The sequence below is a fragment of the Halobacillus seohaensis genome (genome assembly GCF_042663045.1).
Lineage (GTDB): Bacteria > Bacillota > Bacilli > Bacillales > Halobacillaceae > Halobacillus_A > Halobacillus_A seohaensis.
In genome coordinates this window covers 178979-200888 of record NZ_JBHSZV010000013.1, presented here as the reverse complement: position 1 = coordinate 200888, position 21910 = coordinate 178979, and the positions used below count along the sequence as shown (strand labels likewise).

The 21910-nt window shown below is 38.1% G+C and carries 19 protein-coding genes and 1 other annotated feature; all 19 genes read left to right on the top strand.

Annotation, left to right across the window (positions count from 1 at the left end; all coding sequences use genetic code 11):
- The first annotated feature begins 53 nt into the window (after positions 1-53).
- The 19 genes from ACFQIC_RS05455 to ileS all read left to right on the top strand — a co-directional run bounded on the left by ACFQIC_RS05455 (position 54) and on the right by ileS (position 21833).
- On the top strand, positions 54-1529 hold the full coding sequence (locus ACFQIC_RS05455) for a UDP-N-acetylmuramoyl-L-alanyl-D-glutamate--2,6-diaminopimelate ligase (RefSeq protein WP_204707905.1): 1476 nt from the start codon (positions 54-56) through the stop codon (positions 1527-1529).
- Positions 1529-2881, top strand: coding sequence for a UDP-N-acetylmuramoyl-tripeptide--D-alanyl-D-alanine ligase (locus tag ACFQIC_RS05450; RefSeq protein ID WP_204707904.1), 1353 nt, complete (start codon positions 1529-1531; stop codon positions 2879-2881). The genes ACFQIC_RS05455 and ACFQIC_RS05450 overlap by 1 nt, the downstream gene beginning before the upstream one ends.
- 66 nt (positions 2882-2947) lie before the next feature.
- Positions 2948-3907, top strand: a complete 960-nt coding sequence (gene mraY, locus ACFQIC_RS05445; protein ID WP_390216992.1) for a phospho-N-acetylmuramoyl-pentapeptide-transferase — start codon at positions 2948-2950, stop codon at positions 3905-3907.
- Positions 3904-5253 carry a UDP-N-acetylmuramoyl-L-alanine--D-glutamate ligase gene (gene murD, locus ACFQIC_RS05440; protein ID WP_204707902.1) on the top strand — a complete coding sequence of 450 codons (1350 nt, stop codon included), beginning with the start codon at positions 3904-3906 and terminating at the stop codon, positions 5251-5253. Before mraY ends, murD begins: the two co-directional genes overlap by 4 nt.
- Before the next feature lie 63 nt (positions 5254-5316).
- A complete protein-coding gene (spoVE, locus tag ACFQIC_RS05435; RefSeq protein WP_204707901.1) occupies positions 5317-6417 on the top strand; it encodes a stage V sporulation protein E in 1101 nt (366 codons plus the stop codon).
- Between the two features lie 333 nt (positions 6418-6750).
- The gene (locus tag ACFQIC_RS05430) at positions 6751-7566 is read left to right on the top strand and encodes a cell division protein FtsQ/DivIB (protein WP_390216975.1); all 816 of its coding nucleotides are present in this window, start codon (positions 6751-6753) and stop codon (positions 7564-7566) included.
- A gap of 605 nt (positions 7567-8171) precedes the next feature.
- Positions 8172-9461, top strand: a complete 1290-nt coding sequence (gene ftsA / locus ACFQIC_RS05425) for a cell division protein FtsA (RefSeq protein ID WP_204707900.1) — start codon at positions 8172-8174, stop codon at positions 9459-9461.
- A gap of 72 nt (positions 9462-9533) precedes the next feature.
- A complete protein-coding gene (ftsZ, locus tag ACFQIC_RS05420; protein WP_204707899.1) occupies positions 9534-10679 on the top strand; it encodes a cell division protein FtsZ in 1146 nt (381 codons plus the stop codon).
- Positions 10680-11153: 474 nt separating this feature from the next.
- A complete protein-coding gene (gene spoIIGA, locus ACFQIC_RS05415) occupies positions 11154-12089 on the top strand; it encodes a sigma-E processing peptidase SpoIIGA (RefSeq protein WP_390216991.1) in 936 nt (311 codons plus the stop codon).
- Between the two features lie 18 nt (positions 12090-12107).
- Positions 12108-12824 (top strand): RNA polymerase sporulation sigma factor SigE, encoded by a 717-nt coding sequence (gene sigE, locus ACFQIC_RS05410; RefSeq protein WP_204707897.1) that lies wholly within the window; start codon positions 12108-12110, stop codon positions 12822-12824.
- 82 nt (positions 12825-12906) lie between these two features.
- Positions 12907-13686 carry an RNA polymerase sporulation sigma factor SigG gene (gene sigG / locus ACFQIC_RS05405; protein WP_204707896.1) on the top strand — a complete coding sequence of 260 codons (780 nt, stop codon included), beginning with the start codon at positions 12907-12909 and terminating at the stop codon, positions 13684-13686.
- A 96-nt stretch (positions 13687-13782) separates the two neighbouring features.
- Positions 13783-14079 (top strand): YlmC/YmxH family sporulation protein, encoded by a 297-nt coding sequence (locus ACFQIC_RS05400; protein WP_204707895.1) that lies wholly within the window; start codon positions 13783-13785, stop codon positions 14077-14079.
- A gap of 33 nt (positions 14080-14112) precedes the next feature.
- Positions 14113-14910: a peptidoglycan editing factor PgeF gene (gene pgeF / locus ACFQIC_RS05395; protein WP_204707894.1), complete on the top strand. Its 798-nt coding sequence runs from the start codon at positions 14113-14115 to the stop codon at positions 14908-14910.
- 15 nt (positions 14911-14925) lie between these two features.
- Positions 14926-15594, top strand: coding sequence for a YggS family pyridoxal phosphate-dependent enzyme (locus tag ACFQIC_RS05390; protein WP_204707893.1), 669 nt, complete (start codon positions 14926-14928; stop codon positions 15592-15594).
- Between the two features lie 24 nt (positions 15595-15618).
- On the top strand, positions 15619-16068 hold the full coding sequence (locus tag ACFQIC_RS05385) for a cell division protein SepF (protein ID WP_204707892.1): 450 nt from the start codon (positions 15619-15621) through the stop codon (positions 16066-16068).
- Between the two features lie 3 nt (positions 16069-16071).
- Complete coding sequence (locus ACFQIC_RS05380) at positions 16072-16341, top strand: YggT family protein (protein WP_204707891.1); 270 nt, start codon at positions 16072-16074, stop codon at positions 16339-16341.
- Between the two features lie 1017 nt (positions 16342-17358).
- A complete protein-coding gene (locus ACFQIC_RS05375) occupies positions 17359-18132 on the top strand; it encodes a YlmH family RNA-binding protein (RefSeq protein ID WP_204707890.1) in 774 nt (257 codons plus the stop codon).
- Positions 18133-18220: 88 nt separating this feature from the next.
- Complete coding sequence (locus tag ACFQIC_RS05370; RefSeq protein WP_204707889.1) at positions 18221-18766, top strand: DivIVA domain-containing protein; 546 nt, start codon at positions 18221-18223, stop codon at positions 18764-18766.
- A 47-nt stretch (positions 18767-18813) separates the two neighbouring features.
- Positions 18814-19035 (top strand) — a binding site (T-box leader).
- Between the two features lie 47 nt (positions 19036-19082).
- Complete coding sequence (ileS, locus tag ACFQIC_RS05365) at positions 19083-21833, top strand: isoleucine--tRNA ligase (RefSeq protein WP_204707888.1); 2751 nt, start codon at positions 19083-19085, stop codon at positions 21831-21833.
- The last annotated feature ends 77 nt before the right edge of the window (positions 21834-21910 follow it).

Genomic DNA, 21910 nt, shown 5'->3' with positions numbered 1-21910 from the left:
TGAATTAATTTTTGCTATAATAATAAAGAATATGGACAGTTAGGATGGTATGGATGAAAATAACTAAATTACTCGAATTATTACCTTATTACAAAACAAATCAAATAATAGATCATTTAACAGTCAGCGGTGTTTCAATGGATTCAAGATTTGTGATGTTAGGTGAAGTTTTTGTGTGCATTGTAGGAAATGAATCTGATGGACACGATTTTGTTCATTCCGCAATTGACCAAGGTGCAAGTATAATCATTGCTGAGAGAGAATTAGATATAGATTTTCCTGTTGTGATTGTTAACGACACGATGAAAGCATTAGCTATGATTTCATCGACTTTTTATGATTATCCATCAGAAGAACTTCATACTATAGGCGTGACGGGTACCAATGGAAAAACAACAATAACTTATTTACTCGACGAGATTTTTACTTTAGAGAGTCATACAACGGCTACTATTGGTACCATTCAGATGAATATAGCTGGGAAAACCTACCCCGTAAAAAACACTACACCCGATTCTTTGTCATTGCAAAAAAGCTTTCATCAGATGGTAGGGTGTGGCGTGAATACTGCTATAATGGAAGTTTCCTCCCACGCCCTTGATCAGGGGCGTGTATATGGTTGTGATTTTGATGTAGCTATTTTCACCAATTTAAGTCAGGATCATCTCGATTATCATGAGAGTATGGACGACTATCTTCGTGCTAAGTCCCTATTGTTTTCCCAGTTGGGCAACAGGTATAATATGGATCGAGAAAAGTTTGCGATTATTAATCAAGACTCACCTGTAGCTTCTAAACTTATTCGGTCAACAGCGATGCCTACCTTAACATATGGAGTTCAAAAGTTGTCGGATATTATGGCGAAAGATATTTCACTTCATGAGAAAGGCAGCTCATTTATTATGAGCACTCCAAAAGGTGATGTAACGATTGAGAGCCCGCTTATGGGGATGTTTAGCATTTACAATATGCTGGCGTCAGCTGGTGCAGCCATCGTTTCCGGCATTGACCTATCTGTTATCCAACAATCTTTTAAACAAACTAAAGGGGTAAGAGGCCGGTTTGAGCCCGTGTTAGAGGGCCAGTCATTTGGTGTTGTTGTTGATTATGCTCATACACCTGATTCTTTAGAAAATGTATTAAAAACAATAAGCGAATTTTGTAAAGGGAATATTCGGGTCGTAGTAGGATGTGGTGGAGACCGTGACCGAACGAAACGACCACTAATGGCAGAGGTTGCTATTAAATACGCAGATCAAGCAATTTTCACATCAGATAATCCAAGGACAGAAGATCCTAAGGTTATCTTAGAAGATATGACCTCACAGCTTAATGGTAACTTCTTTATAGAAGAGGATCGTAGACTGGCGATCGATAAAGCTATCTGTCAATCAACAGAGAATGATATGGTTTTAATCGCAGGAAAAGGTCATGAAATCTATCAAGAAATCAATGGAGTTCGATATGAATTTGATGACCGCGAAGTAGCTAGAGATATATTACTGAAAGTTAAGGGGAGTCAATTGTAATGTTCACTGTTCAAGACTTAACACCATTATTTCCTAAATCTAGGGGTGCGGCTAAAGATTTGATTTCAATTCGATCAGCAATGACGGATAGTCGTAAAGTCATGAAGCAAAGTTTATTTATTCCAATCGTTGGGGAAAACTTTGATGGCCATAATTTTCTAGCAGATGCTATTAAAAATGGAGCAGTTGCAGCACTGTGGCAGGAAGATCACGAATTACCTTGGGAAATTCCTACAGAGTTTCCTGTATTTTTTGTCGAGGATACTCTCCAAGCTTTGCAGGAGACATCCTCGTTTTATTTGAACAAAGTTAACCCTATAGTTATCGGAATCACTGGTTCGAATGGAAAAACAACAACAAAGGATTTAGCTGCTTCAGTTTTACAAGTGAAATATCGCACACATAAAACTGCAGGTAATTTTAACAATCATATCGGCTTACCTTTAACTATTTTATCTATGCCCTTGGATACAGAGGTAGCTGTTCTTGAAATGGGCATGAGTGAGGCTGGTGAAATTTCCCTTCTGTCAAAATTAGCAAAACCAGAGCATGTAGTAATCACAAATATTGGCGAGTCCCACATTGAATATTTAGGATCACGTGAGGGCATTGCTAAAGCAAAACTTGAAATACTGGACGGTTGGCGCGAAGGTACGTTTATTTTTGATGGTGATGAGAACTTGTTGCAACCATATCATAATACGTATCAGGCTATTTCATGCGGTTTTAACACCACATCAACGATAGTTATTAGTGATATAGAATGTGAAGAGGAAAAGAGTCATTTTACTGTGAAAGGTGAAAGGTACACATTACCCATCTCTGGGAAGCATAATGTTAAAAATGCATCCTTTATTATAGCATTAGCGAATGCATTGAATTTAACTCCTGAAGATATACAGTCAGGATTCAACCACCTAGAAATGTCAGGTATGCGCTATGAGAAGCATATTGGGAAAAATAATTCATTAATCATTAATGATGCCTATAATGCTTCACCTACTTCCATGAAAGCTACCATTGAGAGTATGCATCAATTAAAATCTAAAAATCATAAAATTCTTGTGTTAGGTGATATGTTTGAACTAGGAAAGTTTGCAGATGAGCTACATAGAAATGTAGCCACAGTAATATCAAATGAAGTAGCTGCAGTTTACACCATTGGTGAACATGCTCATCAAATAACAGAAGCTTTACAAACAGTACACCCGGAAATAGAATGTATTCACTTTCAAAATAAAGAAACATTAAGTAATCATCTGCAAGATAAATTAACATCAAATACGGTCGTTTTAATCAAAGCTTCTAGAGGGATGAAGCTTGAAGCACTTTTGAACGATCTAACGGATTAATGATCAGGCGATGACGAGCACACTTAAGGAGGAATTACATTGAACGACTATATATTATTACTAACAATGGCGCTATCTTTCACACTCACCGTCGTAATATCGCCAATCATTATCCCTTTTTTAAAACGATTAAAATTCGGGCAAAATATTCGCGAGGAAGGACCAAAATCACACCAGAAAAAATCTGGAACACCCACTATGGGTGGAGTTATGATTTTAATTTCAATTGCTTTGACTACAATTTTAGCCTCGGTTTGGTTTATTCCAGAGGCTAATCAAGTACATATATTCATCGTATTATTTGTTCTTTTGGGTTACGGATTGCTAGGGTTTCTAGATGACTACATCAAAGTAGCTTTGAAAAGAAATTTAGGCCTTACGTCTAAGCAAAAAATGATAGGTCAAATCGTAATTGCAGTCGTCGTTTATTTCATATTACAGCAAAACGGATTTTCTACGTATGTTGAAATCCCTGGCACAACTTTAGAAATTGAACTTGGATGGGGATACGCAATCCTTATACTTGTTATGTTAGTCGGTGGATCTAATGCGGTTAACCTAACAGATGGTTTGGATGGATTGTTAGCAGGAACGGCAGCGATAGCATTTGGTGCATTTGGAATTCTTGCCTGGATGAGTGAAGGCAATGTGGAAGTAGCTGTATTCACCCTAGCTGTTGTAGGAGCACTACTAGGCTTTCTCGTATTTAATGCTCACCCCGCGAAAGTGTTTATGGGCGATACGGGATCGCTCGCTCTTGGGGGAGCAATTGCGATGGTAGCCATTCTGACAAAATTAGAATTATTGCTTATCATTATAGGAGGAGTATTTGTAATCGAAACACTCTCTGTAATTCTTCAAGTCGCTTCTTTTAAAACGACAGGAAAGCGAATCTTTAAAATGAGTCCACTACACCACCATTATGAGTTGAAAGGTTGGTCGGAATGGAGAGTTGTAACAACATTCTGGGCGGTCGGGATCATATTTGCTGTGTTGGGGCTGTATATTGAGGTGATGTTCGGATGAAACAGTTAAATTTACAATCCTTCACATATAAACACGTTCTTGTTCTTGGTTTAGCTAAGAGTGGTACGGCAGCTGCTCAACTTTTATTAGATAGCGGAGTCCAAGTTACGATCAACGATCTAAAAGCAGATATGACAGCTGATAAAGTCATCCATTTGAAAAATCAAGGAGCAAAGATTATTACCGGCGAACATCCCTTGTCTATATTGAATGGGGTTGACTTAATTGTGAAAAACCCTGGAATACCTTACGAAAATCCAATCGTAAATGAGGCAATGAAGCGAGAAGTGCCGATAGTTACAGAAGTCGAGTTAGCCGGCCATTTGCATCAAGGAAATCTTATAGGGGTTACCGGATCGAATGGAAAGACTACAACTACGACTCTTATTCATGCTTTTATTGAAGCAGATCAAATGGAAGTTTCTATTGCGGGTAATATTGGGGAAGTTGCGTGCGAAGTCGCTCGCACAACAACTGAAGAAGAAACAATGGTAGTTGAGTTGTCATCCTTTCAACTTTTAGGTGTTAAAACTTTCACGCCGCATATTGCTGTTTGGTTAAATCTATTCGAAGCTCATTTAGATTATCACCACACGATAGAGAATTATCATGGGGCAAAAGCAAAGATTGCTAAAAACCAAACTAATGATGACTACTTAGTTTATAATGCCGACGATAAAGCTATTCTATCTTACCTACCATCGCTTGAATCTCATTTAATCCCTTTTTCTATCAAAGGAAAAGTAGCTGGTAGCTGGGCTGATGATCAATATATTTATTATAAACATGAGAGAGTAATGAAGAGGGATGAAGTTGTATTAGTGGGCGAACATAACTTGGCAAATATATTAGCAGCTATTGCTGCTGTAAAACTGAACGGAGTCTCGAATAAAGCCATTCAAGAAGTATTATCTTCTTTTGGTGGGGTTCCTCATCGTCTGGAATTTGTTACGAAAAAGAATAATGTTTATTTTTATAATGATTCTAAAGCGACAAACATATTAGCTACTTCTTACGCTTTAAAAGCTTTTGATCAGCCTGTGGTCCTTTTAGCTGGTGGTTTGGATCGAGGAAATAATTTTGATGATCTTGTAGAACATTTAACCAATGTGAAAGCCCTCGTGGTTTTTGGAGAAACAGCTAATAAGGTTGCAATGGCTGGTAGAGAAGCAGGAATCGCTACTATCCTATTTGTTGAGAATATGAATGATGCAGTTTTAGAAGCCTACAATGTCTCGGCAGAAGAGGACGTGATCCTTCTTTCGCCAGCTTGTGCAAGTTGGGATCAGTACCGTACTTTTGAAGAAAGAGGTCATATGTATAAAGATGCTGTGCATAAGCTGTAACAAGGGCTAAAGTACAAGCAGTCAGCCCTGGTTTCCAATTTATATGGGAGGTAGGGCTTTTTTATGCAATCTAATGAACAGAAACCAGATATATGGTTAAGTGTAACGATTCTTGGACTTCTGGCAATTGGAATCGTGATGGTTTATAGTTCATCAAGTATATGGTCTGAGTACAAGTTTGATGACGCCTGGTTCTATGCAAAAAGGCAAATACTTTTTGCTGTCTTAGGATTAATTGCTATGGTAATTCTCTCAAGAATTCCTTACTATGTTTGGCATAAACATGCGAATTTAATTGTCATCGTTTGTCTAGTCTTCTTAATTCTTGTACTGATCCCTGGTGTAGGAATGGTAAGAGGAGGAGCCCGTAGCTGGATTGGGATTGGCATGTTTAGCATCCAGCCGTCTGAGTTCATGAAGCTTGGCTTGATTATATACTTAGCGAAATTCCTTTCAGAAAGACAGAAGAAAATTGTTTCATTCCAAGAAGGATTTTTGCCCGCCTTAGCTATAATCCTCGTACCTTTTGCTTTAATTATGATTCAACCAGACTTAGGTACAGGGGTTGTAATGGTAGGAACGTGTCTCGTCATGATGTTTGTTGCTGGTGCAAGGATTGCTCATTTTATGTTGATTGTGGCAGGGGGATTAGCAGGCATGGCTGGCTTGATCGCGTCTGCACCATACAGGATCAAAAGGATTACAGCTTTCTTGCATCCTTGGGAAGATCCATTAGGCAGTGGATTTCAAATTATACAATCGCTTTATGCTATTGGACCTGGAGGATTGCTCGGTCTTGGGTTAGGTAAAAGTATGCAAAAGTTTTTTTACTTACCAGAACCTCAAACCGATTTTATTTACTCCGTTTTAGCGGAAGAACTTGGGTTTCTAGGAGGGGCCTTCGTTCTAATACTATTTTTTATTTTATTATGGCGTGGTATTCGTACGAGCTTGCATGCATCAGATTTATTTGGGAGCTTGCTTGCTTTAGGTATAGTTGGAATGATATCTATTCAAGTGATGATTAATGTAAGTGTAGTTACTGGACTGATTCCTGTGACAGGTATTACGCTCCCTTTAATTAGCTATGGAGGGTCATCCTTAACCTTAACTTTGGCCGCATTAGGATTACTCTTAAGCGTAAGTCGCTACTCGAATGAATAGATTGTGAAGCCGCATGAAATTCTTATGCGGTTTTTTTGTGGTCAGAATGTATAAATTTGTTACTAGGAAATTTTGTAGGAAATGCAAGTTTTCTGTTGAAAAATGTGTATTCATCACTATAATGTGGTAATAATTACTGGGGAATTCATAAAAAAGATGGATCATTTGTCCTCATTTAGAATGAAAGGGAATAACTTGCAAAACAATTGGATTCTCGTAGATAAATGCACTTAAATTTGTGATATAATAGTTGATATATAGAGTTATATTGAAGATCCAATATTATATTATTATAATTTTAATTCATGGGAATGGCAACAAGGAGAAATGTCAATGATGCAAGAAAAAAAAGTTGTTTCCATAGAGGATCGAATTCCAAAGTTAAAACAAATACGTAAGAAAAAAGCAAACAGAAGACTCGTTGTATATTTGTCTATTCTGTTTATACTTATTGCTGTCGTTGTTTATCTGCAATCACCACTAAGTAACGTGAGCCAAGTACAAGTAGCAGGTGATCGTTTTGTTGATGTGGAAGAGATTAAGGAATTATCAGAAATAACAACAACCACAAATATTTGGCAAGTCGACTCCGAGGAAATAGAAACAATGGTTTCGGAGCATGCTCAAGTCATGGACGTAAATGTTAAGAGAGATCTTCCAAGTACGATTGTTATCGAAATTGATGAAGCTGAGCGTATTGGGTACATACAATCAGATGGTCAATTTCAGCCCATTTTGGAGAACGGTAAAAAGCTTGAAACTTCAACTGATTTGCCAAATGGTGATGCTCCAGTGCTTAAAGAATTCAATGCTAGTTACTTAGAAGAAATGTCCAAGCAGTTGAAAGATGTACCGGAAAGTATAGCTCGTCTGATTTCCGAGGTTCATTATACACCGACTGAAGATAATCCTTATCTGATTACTTTGTACATGAATGATGGCTATGAGGTCCAAGCATCTATTCGAACGTTCTCAGAGAAAATCCCGGCTTACCCATCCATCGCTTCCCAGATAGAGGAAGGCGAAAGAGGAATTATCCATATAGATGTGGGGGCTTACTTTGAGTCCTTTTCTGATTCAACAGATGAGGCCGAAGAGGATTCTGTAGAAGTGGAGGAAGACTTTGACCCTGGCTCGGTTGTAGAGTAATACCGATATCTGCCTCCCATAGCTTTAGTGTCTAATCGCCAATAGCTAAAACAAGCAGACTTTAATAATAATGAATGGACTCATTTTCCAATCATTGGATATTGAAAAAATGAAAAACTCGTGAATAATTATAAGTAAGCAATCAATTAAATCCTGCAGTTACAATGCGTGTGCTAGTTCAAATGACTTGTCTGATGTAGAAATAGGCATTGCTTGAATGACAAACTTAAAGGTTCATGAAGCAGATTTTCATTAATCAATTGCTGTTTTGGCTGCTTTTGATACACTACTAAGAGGAGAGTATCCTTAGAGAGAGAAAACAAATCAATGAACCTGTATTTAATATTAGACTTCTGATTTTTAATCAGGTTTTAGAGGTTTAATAGTAGACATGCAGTTAATTGTTAATAAATTGAGGTAAAATGAAGGATAATCTCAAACCGCTGTGGAAATCAAATAATGGAAAGATTTTCTCAGTAAACAAATTTGTAAATTTACGCTCTATATCAATTCATTTACGTTTATATTGCAATGATTGTTTTTTTTATATAAAAACGATATGATTTTAAGTACTTATATGGCTTGTTACAGGAGGTGCGTCACTGGTGAATCAAAACGAAATTTTAGTAAGTTTAGATATAGGTACAAGTAGGATAAAAGTAATTATCGGTGAAATTATGAATGACTCGTTAAATATAATTGGCGTAGGATCGGCTAAATCTAATGGCATGAAGAAAGGCGCTATTGTAGATATTGATCAAACGGTTCAATCTATTAAAAGTGCAGTAGAGCAGGCCGAACGTATGGTGGATATGAAGATTGACAGAGTCGTAGTAGGAGTAAATGGTAACCATATACAATTACAGCCATGTCATGGGGTTGTTGCTGTGTCCAGCGATTCGAGAGAGATCGGGGATGAAGATATTTCCCGTGTTATTGATGCTGCACAAGTTGTGTCTGTTCCACCGGAGCGGGAGATTGTAGATGTAATACCAGAACAATTTATTGTCGATGGCCAAGATGAAATTACCGATCCCCGTGGAATGATTGGGGTTCGCCTTGAAATGGAAGGTATGATCATCACTTGCGCTCGAACCGTTTTACATAACACGCTTAAATGTGTTGAAAGAGCTGGATTAGAAGTACTAGATGTGTGTCTACAACCTTTAGCTGCCGGGACAGTCTCGTTATCAGATGACGAAACCAACTTAGGAGTCGCATTAGTAGACGTTGGAGGCGGTTCTACTACCGTGTCAGTTTTTGAAGAGGGATATCTCAAAGGCACAAGTCTGCTTCCTCATGGTGGAGACAATATTACTAAAGATTTGTCTATAGGTATGAGAACTTCTACAGAAGAAGCTGAGAAAATTAAAACAGAGTATGGTCATGGTTTTTTTGATGATGCCGATGAAGAGGAAACATTTTCCGTTACAATTATCGGAAGTAATCGCCAACAATCATTCAATCAACTGCAAATCTCTGATATGATTGAGGCAAGACTTGAAGAAATCTTTGTCTTTGCTGCAAAAGAGTTACAGAAAATGGGAGTAAAAGACCTGCCAGGAGGATTTGTTTTGACTGGAGGTACTATGAATATGCCCGGGGTGCTCGAATTAGCACAAGATGTCTTCCACTCGAATGTTCGACTTGCGATTCCTGATTACCTTGGTGTCCGCGAACCGCAATATACAAGTGGTGTAGGAATATTGCAATTTGCTTATCGTAATGCGAAAATACAAGGAAAAGAAATATTCCCATCAGTATCGACTCAATATGAAGATTCCACTCTGCCAAAGCAGAAGCGGGTCACTAAACAAACAAAAGAACAGTCGAATAAACCTAAGGAGAAAAAAGAATCAGGTTTTTCCAACCTGCTCAAGTATTTCTTTGATTGATAACCAAAAGGTGACTAAAAAAGAACGATTACTTATGAAATCTTGTAATCTTGTAAATAGGAGGAACGGATGATGTTAGATTTTGATACAAGCATGGATCAGTTAGCGACAATTAAAGTAATAGGTGTTGGCGGTGGAGGCAGTAATGCCGTTAACCGAATGATAGAACACGGAGTACAGGGCGTAGAATTTATTGCTGTAAACACGGATGCCCAAGCATTGAATTTATCTAAAGCTGAAGTCAAGATGCAGATTGGAGGCAAACTGACTCGAGGATTGGGTGCTGGTGCGAATCCTGAGGTCGGTCGCAAAGCTGCAGAAGAAAGTAAAGAACAGCTAGAAGAAGCTTTACATGGTGCAGACATGGTCTTTGTAACAGCCGGAATGGGCGGTGGAACTGGAACTGGTGCTGCTCCAGTAATTGCAAATGTTGCCAAAGAACTTGGTGCATTAACTGTCGGTGTGGTAACACGTCCGTTTACTTTTGAAGGTAAGAAGCGTTCTACTCAAGCAGCTTCGGGAACTGATAGCCTTAAAGGCAGTGTTGATACATTAATTGTTATTCCAAATGATCGTCTGCTAGAAATCGTTGATAAAAATACACCAATGCTTGAAGCGTTTCGTGAAGCAGATAACGTCCTTCGTCAAGGTGTCCAAGGTATCTCTGACCTTATTGCTGTTCCAGGACTAATTAACGTTGACTTTGCCGATGTTAAGACCATTATGGTGGACAAAGGATCTGCTTTAATGGGCATTGGTATCGCTACCGGAGAAAGTCGTGCAGCAGAAGCGGCTAAAAAAGCGATATCCTCCCCACTACTTGAAACTTCAATTGATGGTGCCCATGGTGTTCTAATGAATATCAGTGGTGGATCAAACTTAAGTCTTTATGAAGTACAAGAGGCTGCTGATATTGTTACATCAGCAGCTGACCAAGAAGTTAATGTTATCTTTGGTTCAGTGATCAATGAAAACCTTAAAGATGAAATCGTTGTTACTGTTATCGCAACAGGTTTTGATGAAGCTCAAATTGCACAAGGTAAACAAAAGCCTCGTCAAAGTTCCGCAAATCAAACGAAATCTAACCCTGTGGAACGTCCGCGAGAAGAACAGCCGCAAGCACGTCGTGAACCAGCACAATCTAAACCAACGGGTGCTCAAGAAGAAGATACACTTGATATTCCGACATTCCTAAGAAATCGCAATAGACGTCGATAATTAAATTATATTGGTTTAAAAGCCTCTATCCTTTTGAATGAGTAGTTCAGTTTTGGAGTACAAACACGCAATTTGTACCCCTTAACTGAACTGCTTTTTTTGTATGGGCTAGAAGATTGTATGGGCAGTTGAGGGACTTTTGCAGAAAAACGTGTCACAGTGCAAGGAGAGTAGTCGGTTCATTCGCTTAAAATGAGCAGAGGTTCTCCATCTTGCTCATTTGGTCAATCTAATGTTTATATCACAGATGAAAATGAAGGTTGGATTTCAGATTACTATTAAAACTAAAAGAACCGTGATATCGCAAAAAATATGGAGTATCCAAATTGCTCAGCAGGTTAATACGCTTAACTACTTACCTTCTGGATAGCAAATTTTTTGGCTTTTTTTGAAAAAGACAGGTTATAACAAAAATAGCTTGGATCAAAATCAAGTTCTGACAGACTTTTCACCCCTCTGGAATTATACTAATTTATATATACAAAAGAGAGGTGGGGAAGGATTTATTTAGATGCCGTTTGGACGCTTAACCTACTTATGGATGGAATGATTCTTTATTTAACCCAAGGGTTGACTCGTGCAAAAACATCAAATATTAGAATTTTGATTGCTGCTGCTGTGGCTTCATGTATTGTACCCATATCCATACTTCAACCCGACTCTTGGCTCACTACAACCATAGGAAAAGGCTGCTTTTCATTACTTATTATTTTTGTTGCTTTTTCATTTGTGTCAATTCGGTCATCGTTGATTCAGTGGGTTACCTTCTATTTTGTAACTTTTGCGATAGGAGGAACAATGGTAGGTATGCATTTCTTTTTAAATAGTCATATCCAAGTAAATGGCGGAGAAATAATTACTTATTCCACAGGTTTTGGAGATCCAATTAGCTGGATTTTTGTATGCATTGGGTTTCCCGCTTCTTGGTTCTTTACGAAGTGGAGAATGGAGCAGGTTAATGCTCATCGTCTGAAGGTTGAAGATTTATATAGTGTTAAGGTTGTTTTTAAAGAAAAATCTGTAATGTGTACAGGCTTAGTAGATAGCGGCAATCATCTTTTTGATCCTATCAGCAAGAAAATGGTTTTCTTAGCTGACCACCATTTTTGGAAACAATTTTTCACTTCCGAAGAATTAGATAAACTTCAATGTGATCGAGTATTAGACGAGATTGATCAATTGCCTGAACCTTATAGGTCTTCTGTACACATTATCCCCTATCAAGGTGCAGGTTCTGCAGGTCAGCTTATGGTTACGTTTTTAGTGGATTCTATAACAGTATATACAAGTGATGGGGAGTTATTTATTAAACAACCATTGGTAGGAATTCAAGAACATGACTTAACCTACGATCAAATGTATCAAATCTTAATTCATCCACATGCTGCAATTAAAGGAATTTCTGCCTAGTAAAGGGGGAAGCTTGTTATGAAGTTGTCGTTTAAGTTAAAGTTCTGGCTATATAAAATTGCCATTAAATTAGGAATTAAACAAAAAGAAATTTATTACATTGGTGGAAGTGAAGCTCTTCCGCCACCTTTATCTCGAGAGGAAGAAAGAGATTTACTCGAACGATTGCCTAAAGGAGATAAAGCAGCGAGAGCTATGCTTATTGAGCGGAACTTGAGATTAGTTGTTTATATTGCTCGAAAGTTTGAAAATACGGGGTTGAACATTGAAGACTTAATTAGTATAGGAACGATTGGGTTAATTAAGGCTGTCAATACCTTTGATCTTGAGAAAAAAATTAAATTAGCGACTTATGCTTCTAGATGTATCGAAAACGAAATATTGATGCATTTAAGAAAAAGTAACAAGTTAAAGACCGAAGTTTCCTTTGATGAACCGTTAAATGTCGATTGGGACGGAAATGAACTTTTGCTATCAGATATTTTGGGCACCGAAGAAGATCTAATTACTAAAGGTATGGAGAAAAAAGTAGACAAAAAATTATTGTTGTCCGCACTGGAACAATTAAACGATCGAGAAAAAGAAATTATGGAATTACGGTTCGGATTAATTGGAAAAAAAGAAAAAACACAAAAAGATGTTGCTGATATGTTAGGTATTTCACAATCATATATATCAAGGCTTGAGAAGAAAATCATTCGTCGTTTACAGAGAGAATTTGATAAAATGGTGTAATTTTTTAGCAAACCGATGTGCATATTTTTCCCTCCCAAGGAAATACTGAAAATGCATTACAGCTTGTTGGGAGGGTCTTACATTGACACGTCATAAAGTAGAAATTTGTGGTGTAGATACATCAAAGCTTCCTGTACTTAAGAATAAAGAAATGAGAATTCTGTTTCAAAAGTTACAATCAGGCGAACTTGAGGCGAGAGAAGTATTAGTAAATGGAAATTTACGTCTCGTTCTATCAGTGATTCAACGTTTTAATAACCGTGGTGAATATGGTGATGATTTGTTTCAAGTAGGTTGTATTGGTTTGATGAAGTCCATTGATAACTTTGACTTAGGTCATAACGTGAAATTTTCGACTTATGCTGTTCCCATGATTATCGGAGAAATAAGAAGGTACTTACGTGATAATAATCCGATTCGAGTGTCCAGGTCGTTAAGGGATACGGCATACAAAGCCTTACAGATGCGTGAAAAAATGATTAGTGAAACGTCTAAAGATCCTGCACCTCATGAAATTGCAGAAAAAATGGGGATACCACATGAAGATGTAGTATTTGCTATGGATGCGATTCAAGATCCTGTATCATTATTTGAACCTATTTATAATGATGGAGGAGACCCTATATTTGTAGTGGATCAATTGAAGGATGATCGTGAAAAGGACTCGATATGGTTGGATGAGCTTTCTTTAAGGGAAGGTATGAAGAAATTAAATGATCGTGAAAAAATGATTTTGACGAAACGTTTCTTTCAAGGAAAAACCCAAATGGAAGTAGCCGAAGAGATTGGTATTTCCCAAGCTCAAGTTTCCCGATTAGAAAAGGCTGCAATAAAAGAAATGAACTCCTCTATGTTTCAATAATATGTAGAAACACCACTGACTATTCAGTGGTGTTTTTTTATGATTTGAGATGGTTAGAAACTTTGTGCATATACTTAAACGAAGGAGGGATCTCAAATGAAAATCTCAGAATTACAAGTTAAAGATGTTATTGCAATGGAAACAGGGGAAAGGTTAGGATATATTACCGATTTAGACATTGATAGTCAGCGTGGTCATTTAAAAGGATTAGTGTTGACTCTAAAAGGTAAAGCAATGGGACTATTTGGGAAGGATGAAGAAATGGTGATTCCTTGGAACCAAATAGTTAATATTGGAGCAGATGTAATATTAGTGAGAAAAAATGGATTTAGTGGAAAAACTGGTGACCAAAAGTTCGAATCATATGAATATGATAGGAAAAAAGGTGAATAATGTGGTAAAATGAAGGGAAATTGAGGTGTTAGCATGACCGAACCCTTCCAAATCAAGTCATCTAAGCAATTTTCTTGTTTTAATCAGTTTGATGTAGTTGCTGGAATGACAAGCAGAGATGACGGATATAGTGATGTTCCGTTTGCGTCTTTAAATATGGGACTTCACGTATCGGATGAATCTAACAAAGTTTTACAAAACCGAAAATCTGTAGCGAATGAACTTCAATTCCCAATGGATGATTGGGTAATGGGAGAGCAAGTGCACGGAACGAGTGTAAAAGTCGTTACACCTGCATACAAAGGAAAGGGAGCTTTTCACCACAAAGAAGCCGTAAGTGGAGTAGATGGTTTAATTACCAAGGAGACCGATATTCTTCTCACTGCCTTTTATGCAGATTGCGTTCCGTTATTTTTTATTGAACCTGAGAGTGGCTGGCTAGGCATCGCTCATGCTGGGTGGAAAGGTTCAGTCAATGAGATGGCAAAGAAGATGGTTGACAGCCTAATTGAATGGAATGTAAAACCAGAAGCAATCTTCTTAACAATAGGACCTTGTATTAGTCAAAAGCATTATGAAGTTGACCAACATGTGATCGACCATATTTCGGATGTTTACCGACCACTAGTCAGCCAAAAGACTTCGACTAATAAGTTTAATCTAGACTTAAAAGAGTTAAATAAACTAATAGCCATTGATTCCGGAATTTTAAGCGAGAACATTGAAATTACTAATTTTTGTACTTATGAAGAAGAAGCATCGTTTTTCTCCCATCGACGTGACCATGGGCAAACGGGAAGAATGCTTGCTTATATTGGTCGGAAAGGTTGAGTAAGGAGGGTACATATGACCGTTGCAAATAAACTTGCCGAAATGAAGCAAATCATTCAAAAAGCATGTGACAAATTTGACCGAAATCCTAATGATATTACTATTATCGGTGTTACGAAATACGTTTCGATTGATCGGGCAAAGGAAGCTGTAGAGGCAGGAATATCTAACTTGGGGGAAAACCGTAATGAGCAGTTTTTCGAGAAGTATGAATCTATAGGGGACAAGGCTACATGGCACTTCATTGGTTCACTTCAATCCCGAAAGGTGAAAGATGTAATCAACAAAGTGGATTATATTCATTCACTTGATCGAAAATCTTTAGCTAAAGAAATTAACAAGAGATCAGAAACCATTACTCCTTGTTTTGTACAAGTTAACGTTAGTGGGGAAGAGTCGAAACAAGGATTAGATCCAGAGGACGTTGAGGGTTTTATTGAGTCTTTACAGAACTATGAAAAGGTACAAGTTGTTGGTTTGATGACAATGGCCCCTCTCGTTGAAAATGAGGAAGAGTTACGAGCAATCTTTAGAAAACTAAGGGCTATAAGAGATATTGTACGTGATAAACATCTACCACACGCCCCTTGTGAATCACTTTCGATGGGGATGAGTAATGATTATCGAATTGCTATTGAAGAAGGAGCCACTCACATTAGAGTTGGTACTAGTTTAGTAGGGTAATAAATACAAATTGAGGTGAACAGGATGAGTATGAAAAACAAATTTAAGTCATTTTTTACATTAGAGGATGAATACGAGTATCTCGACGAGGAATCGGCGGAAGAAAGACAAGAAGAAGCACCCCCAACTCAGAGAAACAATCAACATTCGGATCATAATAATGTTGTCAGTTTGAAAAGTGCGAAAAACTCCTCCAAAATGGTACTTAATGAACCTAAAAATTACAATGAAGCCCAAGAAATTGCTGATCAACTGGTGAATCGTAAAGCCGTTGTTATTAATTTACAACGGGTAGATCATAGCCAAGCAAAGAGAATTGTGGATTTTTTAAGTGGAACGGTTTATGCTATAGGTGGCGATATTCAGAAACTAGGTTCTCAAACTTTTCTCTGTACACCAGAAAATGTTGAAATTTCAGGATCGATTTCTGAAATGCTTATGACTGAAGAAGATGATACAAACAGAAGGTGGTAACTGATGGCATTTCTTTTTAATATTTTATTTACAGCTTTAAACATGTATAGTTGGATCCTGATCATTTATATTTTACTATCGTGGTTTCCAGGAGCCAGAGAATCAAAATTTGGGGAAGTTCTTGCAAAACTTGCTGAACCTTTTTTGGAGCCGTTTCGTAAGATTATCCCTCCGTTAGGTATGATAGACATTTCCCCAATCGTAGCGATTTTAGTTTTGCGTTTTGCAGCTTCAGGGTTGCAGGAACTCTTTCGAATGATCGTTACTTCTTAAAAAAAGAGAACAGATTAGAAGCAATCGGCCTCTTATCTGTTCTTTTTTTCTTTTTTGCTATGTTAAATGATCATGATGCTATTGGCCTAATTGAACAAACGCTTTGATAATATAAGCGAAATCACAACTTTGATGATCTTACAGTCAATAAGATGATTGTAGATAGCTTTCTGTTATCAAGAGAGGCGACGTATGATAAGTTATGACTATGAAAATTTACTAAGTGATGAGCTGAGCTTATTCCGTTAGAGGGCAGTATTGGTTGAAGACTAGATTCCGAGATCATAGGGGTTCGTTACTGTATAAGGGATAGGGCGGCTTTGCAACAACTCGCTTTCCTGCGGGGGACTGGCCAAGCCTCCTCGGTCGTTTCAAAGCCCCCCATTCGATATGGACATGAACGAACCCCGGCATAGGAGAATACGTTTACCTATTCTATAGAATAAAGCAAAGCCCGCCCCACACGATGCTTCCGTTCTCCTTAAGAAAGCAAGAAGGTACAGGAAATTGCGAGACTCCACTTTTAAAAGCGGAGGCGCCCTTGGTCAGCGGCGTTTGGACTGGACTGTCGGAGATAACGGAAACACGAAGAATATCGTGATTCGATGTTGACTTATCGTACAGAAGCGAAGGAAGTCTCACTAGCCGCTTGGCGCGGAGCTGGATAACGCCGATAGGATTGATGAACGGATGTAGCCCTCGTCCTTATAAGATGTAAGAGATGGGATGAACATGATCGGTGAGATCCCGCAGGGCGTAGCCTGAGGAAGCTCACCATATGCCCACGGAAAGCGAGTGACTTCCCGGACCTTCAAACGCCATCCTTTGATAACGGAAACCACCGGAATGTCTCTAAGCTGAGTCTTCCATAATCTGAGGTGATTATGGAATAGAAGAAGCTAATCCGTAGACATGGAAGGTGTTGTTTATATATATTAATATCATCGGTGAAGCTTTAACATAGGCATCTTTTTCAAAAAGATCGTTTATTTACGTGCTTCAGATGGGAGACAGACGATGGAAATTTATCAGCATTTCAGGGAAGAAGAACGTCCGTTTATTGATCAAGTCTTATCTATACAAACCGATGTAGAGATGCGTTTTGAAAGAAAAGAAACGGACTTTTTAAATCCCAGAGAACAATATATCTTTTCAAACATTATGGGATCCCAACTTGATTTAAAGTGGGAAATGTATGGAGGGGGAGATAATTCCGAGCGCAAAAGAGCGATCGTCGCACCTGAATACGAAATGATAGAACACCAGGATTTTTCTATTGTTCTATTAGAAGCATCTTTTCCAGAGAAATTTATGAGTTTAGAACATCGAGATGTGCTAGGTTCATTTATGTCACTCGGGATTAAACGTGAAAAGCTAGGTGATCTTATCGTTCAAGACGGAGTCATTCATATTGTTGTTGCTACTGAAATCTCTGACTACATAAGAATGAATTTTACAAGTGTAAGAAAAGCAAATGTTCAGTTTGAAGAAAAGCCCTTATCACAAATCTTAACGAGTAACGAGTCATGGCTAGTAAGAGATACGACTTTATCTTCTCTTCGGTTAGATGTTTTGATTAAAGAAGTTTACAATGTTTCTAGAAAAAAAGCATCCATGTTTATTGAGGCTGGACATGTGAAAGTGAATTTTAGATCAGTAGAAAATCCATCCTTTCAAATGGAAGCAGGGGATTTATTATCGGTTCGTGGAAAGGGAAGAAGTTGCTTAAAGGAAATACACGGCACGACTCGAAAAGATAAATATAGAGTGACTGTTGCTAAATTAAATTAAATCAAAAGTTATAGCAGGAATCTTTGGCCTTTATGACGAAATTAATACTATTGGAATTTTGCATGAGAATTAAGAGGAGGTGGCTGGTGTGTCTTTAACACCATTAGATATTCATAACAAGGAGTTCACCCGTGGGTTTAGAGGTTATGATGAGGATGAAGTCAATGAATTCCTCGACCAGGTAATCAAGGATTATGAAATTGTGCTGAGGAAAAAGAAAGAATTAGAACGTGAAGTGGAACAGTTAAATGAGCGAGTAGGTCATTTTAATAATATTGAGACGACTTTGAATAAATCTATCCTTGTTGCTCAAGAAACCGCAGAAGACGTAAAAGCAAGTGCTTCAAAGGAAGCTAAGCTTATCGTAAAAGAAGCAGAGAAAAATGCAGACCGTATTATTAATGAAGCCTTAGCTACTTCCCGTCGAATTTCCATTGAAGTTGAAGAAATGAAAAAACAGGCAAAAGTTTTCAAAATGAGACTTCGAATGCTTGTAGAAGCTCAGATCGATATGATCGATAATGATGATTGGGATCATTTACTGGACACAAAAATACCTCACGTAGAAGAAACGGATGAGGAAGTTGATGAAGAACAAGACTCTGAAGAAAAGTATGCTAAAAATAAATCTTGACTAAATCAGTAAAATTACATATAATTCATAAATATATATGAATATTTGTATAAGCGTTGATAGGGAAAGTACACTAAGAGTTGGACAGTTACAAGCGATTCGGTGATGGTGAAAGACCGAAGCTAATCTTTGTTGGAAAATCCCCCTGGAGCAGCTATGTTGAACGTAGAGTAAGTGTAGCCGAATCATTCACGATACGAATAAGATGAGTGAATTAGTTTATTAGCTAATTGATTAGGGTGGTAACGCGAGACCTTCTCGTCCCTTATAGGGGATGGGGAGGTCTTTTTATATAGAATTTAGAGGAGGATTTTAAATGAACTATAAAGATACGTTATTAATGCCGAAGACTGAATTTCCGATGCGTGGAAATTTACCAAATCGTGAACCAGATATGCAAAAGGATTGGGAAAATGAAGCTATTTATCATCAAGTACAAGAACGGACGAAGGGCCGCCCTTTGTTTGTCTTACATGATGGTCCTCCTTATGCAAATGGAAGTCTTCATATGGGGCATGCTTTAAATAAAACATTGAAAGACTTTATCGTTCGTTATAAGTCGATGGCTGGCTACCATGCACCATATGTACCGGGATGGGATACGCACGGACTTCCGATTGAATCGGCATTAGCTAAGAAAAAAGTTGATCGTAAGAAGATGAGTCTGGCTGAATTTCGTGAAAAATGTGCGGAATATGCCCTAGGACAGTTGGATAATCAACGTAATGAATTTAAACGAATGGGTGTCCGCGGGGACTGGGATAATCCATACATCACGCTAAATAAAGATTTTGAAGCGGAACAAATTAAGGTTTTTGGAGATATGGCTAAAAAAGGCTACATTTATAAAGGGTTGAAGCCTGTATTTTGGTCACCATCTTCAGAGTCTGCCTTAGCGGAAGCAGAAATTGAATATCAAGATAAGCGCTCACCTTCTATCTACGTAAGTTTTGAAGTGAAAGATGGAAAAGATCTTCTTGACGGAGGAGAAAAGTTTATTATTTGGACGACAACGCCTTGGACGATTCCGGCAAACTTAGCGATTGCTTTGAACCCAGGTTATGATTATGCTGTTGTTCAAGTTGACCAGGAGAAGTTTATTGTAGCTCAGGATTTACTTGAAGATGTGGCTACAGCATTAGAGTGGTCTGATTATGAAGTCACCAAGGTGTTTAAAGGAAAAGAAGCAGAACGTATAACGGCGAAACATCCTCTTTATGATCGTGAGTCTCTAGTAATACTAGGGGATCATGTCACAGTAGATGGAGGTACAGGATGTGTTCACACGGCTCCGGGACACGGGGAGGATGACTTCTGGGTAGGACAGCAGTATGGACTTGAGGTTCTTTGCCCAGTTGATAATAAAGGTGTTTTCACAGATGAAGCGCCTGGTTATGAAGGTTCATTCTATGATAAAGCGAACAAAGCTATTACTGATGACTTAAAAGAGGCTAATGCGTTGGAGCACCTAGAATTCATAACGCACTCTTATCCACATGATTGGAGAACGAAAAAGCCAACTATTTTCCGTGCTACGGATCAGTGGTTTGCATCGATTAAAGATTTTCGTGAAGAGTTGCTAGAAGAGATTCAAAGAGTTGAGTGGACTCCAAAATGGGGAGAGACTCGCCTTTATAATATGGTTCGTGATCGTCAAGATTGGTGTATCTCACGTCAGCGTACTTGGGGTGTTCCTATTCCGGTAATTTATGGAGAAGATGACACACCAATCATAACGGACGAGACCATTGATCATATTGCAGGACTTTTCCGAGAGCATGGTTCGAATGTGTGGTTTGAGCGAGAAGCTAAAGATTTACTTCCAGAAGGGTTCCAATCTGATCACAGTCCAAATGGTGAATTTACGAAAGAAATGGACATTATGGATGTGTGGTTTGATTCAGGATCAACCCACCAAGGAGTTCTTCATCAGAGAGAGGATTTAGTAAGACCGGCAGATTTATATCTTGAAGGTTCAGACCAATATCGTGGCTGGTTTAACTCTTCCTTATCTACAGCTGTTGCTGTTACTGGTAAAGCACCTTTCAAAGGGATTTTGAGCCATGGATTTGCCTTAGACGGAAATGGACGAAAAATGAGTAAATCATTAGGGAATGTAATGGTTCCTGACAAGATAATGAAACAACTTGGTGCTGATATCATTCGTCTATGGGTGTCATCATCTGATTATCAATCAGATGTACGAATTTCTGATGATATTTTAAAACAAGTAGCTGAGGTTTATCGGAAAATCCGTAATACGTTCCGTTTCGTATTGGGGAATTTACATGATTTCGATCCAAAAACTGATAGTGTTGCAGATCAAGATCTACAAGAGGTGGATCAGTACATGCTTCATCGTCTAAACACATTAGTTAGTGATGTTCATAAAGCGTATGAGACCTATGAATTTTCGACGGTGTACAATAAGGTTCATAACTTCTGTACCATTGATTTAAGTTCTTTCTATCTTGATTTTGCCAAAGACATTCTTTATATCGAGGGGCAGGATCATCCGCATCGCCGTAGTATTCAAACCGTTTATTACAAGATTTTAACGTCACTTGTGAAGCTTATGTCTCCAATTCTTCCGCATACTACAGACGAAGCGTGGAAGTTTATTCCGGAAACAGAAGCGCACAGTGTTCAGTTGACGGATATGCCAGTGGCTGAAGATAAAGTAGATAAGAAGCTCATTGAAAAATGGGATCACTTTGTGAACGTACGTGATGATGTTCTAAAAGCTCTTGAAGAAGCTCGGAATGAGAAGATTATCGGTAAATCACTAGAGGCTAAGATCACCATTGTTCCAAAAGATAGTCAAACGAAAGAAGTTTTACAAGATATTCAGGATCTTCATCAACTATTAATTGTTTCTGAAGCTGAAGTAAAAGATGAAGCTGAAAAGACTAAAAATTATGATCATGTATACGTGGAAGTGACGAAACATACAGGTGAAAAGTGTGAACGTTGCTGGGTTTCTTCCCATAGCATTGGAGAAAATTCCAACCACCCAGACTTATGTCCGCGTTGTGCATCTGTTGTAGAAAAAAACTATGTTTCTTAAGGATTAATACAAAGTGCCATCTTTTTTATTAAGGATGGCACTTTGTAATTGATCATCCATTTTCTCGAAACAATACT

Excerpts from the sequence above, each read along its gene's own strand:
- spoVE (WP_204707901.1), top strand. The coding sequence starts at position 5,317 with ATGCAATCTAATGAACAGAAACCAGATATATGGTTAAGTGTAACGATT.
- ACFQIC_RS05375 (WP_204707890.1), top strand. The coding sequence starts at position 17,359 with ATGGAAATTTATCAGCATTTCAGGGAAGAAGAACGTCCGTTTATTGAT.
- ACFQIC_RS05385 (WP_204707892.1), top strand. The coding sequence starts at position 15,619 with ATGAGTATGAAAAACAAATTTAAGTCATTTTTTACATTAGAGGATGAA.
- ileS (WP_204707888.1), top strand. The coding sequence starts at position 19,083 with ATGAACTATAAAGATACGTTATTAATGCCGAAGACTGAATTTCCGATG.
- murD (WP_204707902.1), top strand. The coding sequence starts at position 3,904 with ATGAAACAGTTAAATTTACAATCCTTCACATATAAACACGTTCTTGTT.
- ACFQIC_RS05455 (WP_204707905.1), top strand. The coding sequence starts at position 54 with ATGAAAATAACTAAATTACTCGAATTATTACCTTATTACAAAACAAAT.
- ftsZ (WP_204707899.1), top strand. The coding sequence starts at position 9,534 with ATGTTAGATTTTGATACAAGCATGGATCAGTTAGCGACAATTAAAGTA.
- ACFQIC_RS05450 (WP_204707904.1), top strand. The coding sequence starts at position 1,529 with ATGTTCACTGTTCAAGACTTAACACCATTATTTCCTAAATCTAGGGGT.
- ACFQIC_RS05400 (WP_204707895.1), top strand. The coding sequence starts at position 13,783 with ATGAAAATCTCAGAATTACAAGTTAAAGATGTTATTGCAATGGAAACA.
- ACFQIC_RS05390 (WP_204707893.1), top strand. The coding sequence starts at position 14,926 with ATGACCGTTGCAAATAAACTTGCCGAAATGAAGCAAATCATTCAAAAA.
- ACFQIC_RS05380 (WP_204707891.1), top strand. The coding sequence starts at position 16,072 with ATGGCATTTCTTTTTAATATTTTATTTACAGCTTTAAACATGTATAGT.
- ACFQIC_RS05430 (WP_390216975.1), top strand. The coding sequence starts at position 6,751 with ATGATGCAAGAAAAAAAAGTTGTTTCCATAGAGGATCGAATTCCAAAG.
- sigE (WP_204707897.1), top strand. The coding sequence starts at position 12,108 with ATGAAGTTGTCGTTTAAGTTAAAGTTCTGGCTATATAAAATTGCCATT.
- pgeF (WP_204707894.1), top strand. The coding sequence starts at position 14,113 with ATGACCGAACCCTTCCAAATCAAGTCATCTAAGCAATTTTCTTGTTTT.
- mraY (WP_390216992.1), top strand. The coding sequence starts at position 2,948 with ATGGCGCTATCTTTCACACTCACCGTCGTAATATCGCCAATCATTATC.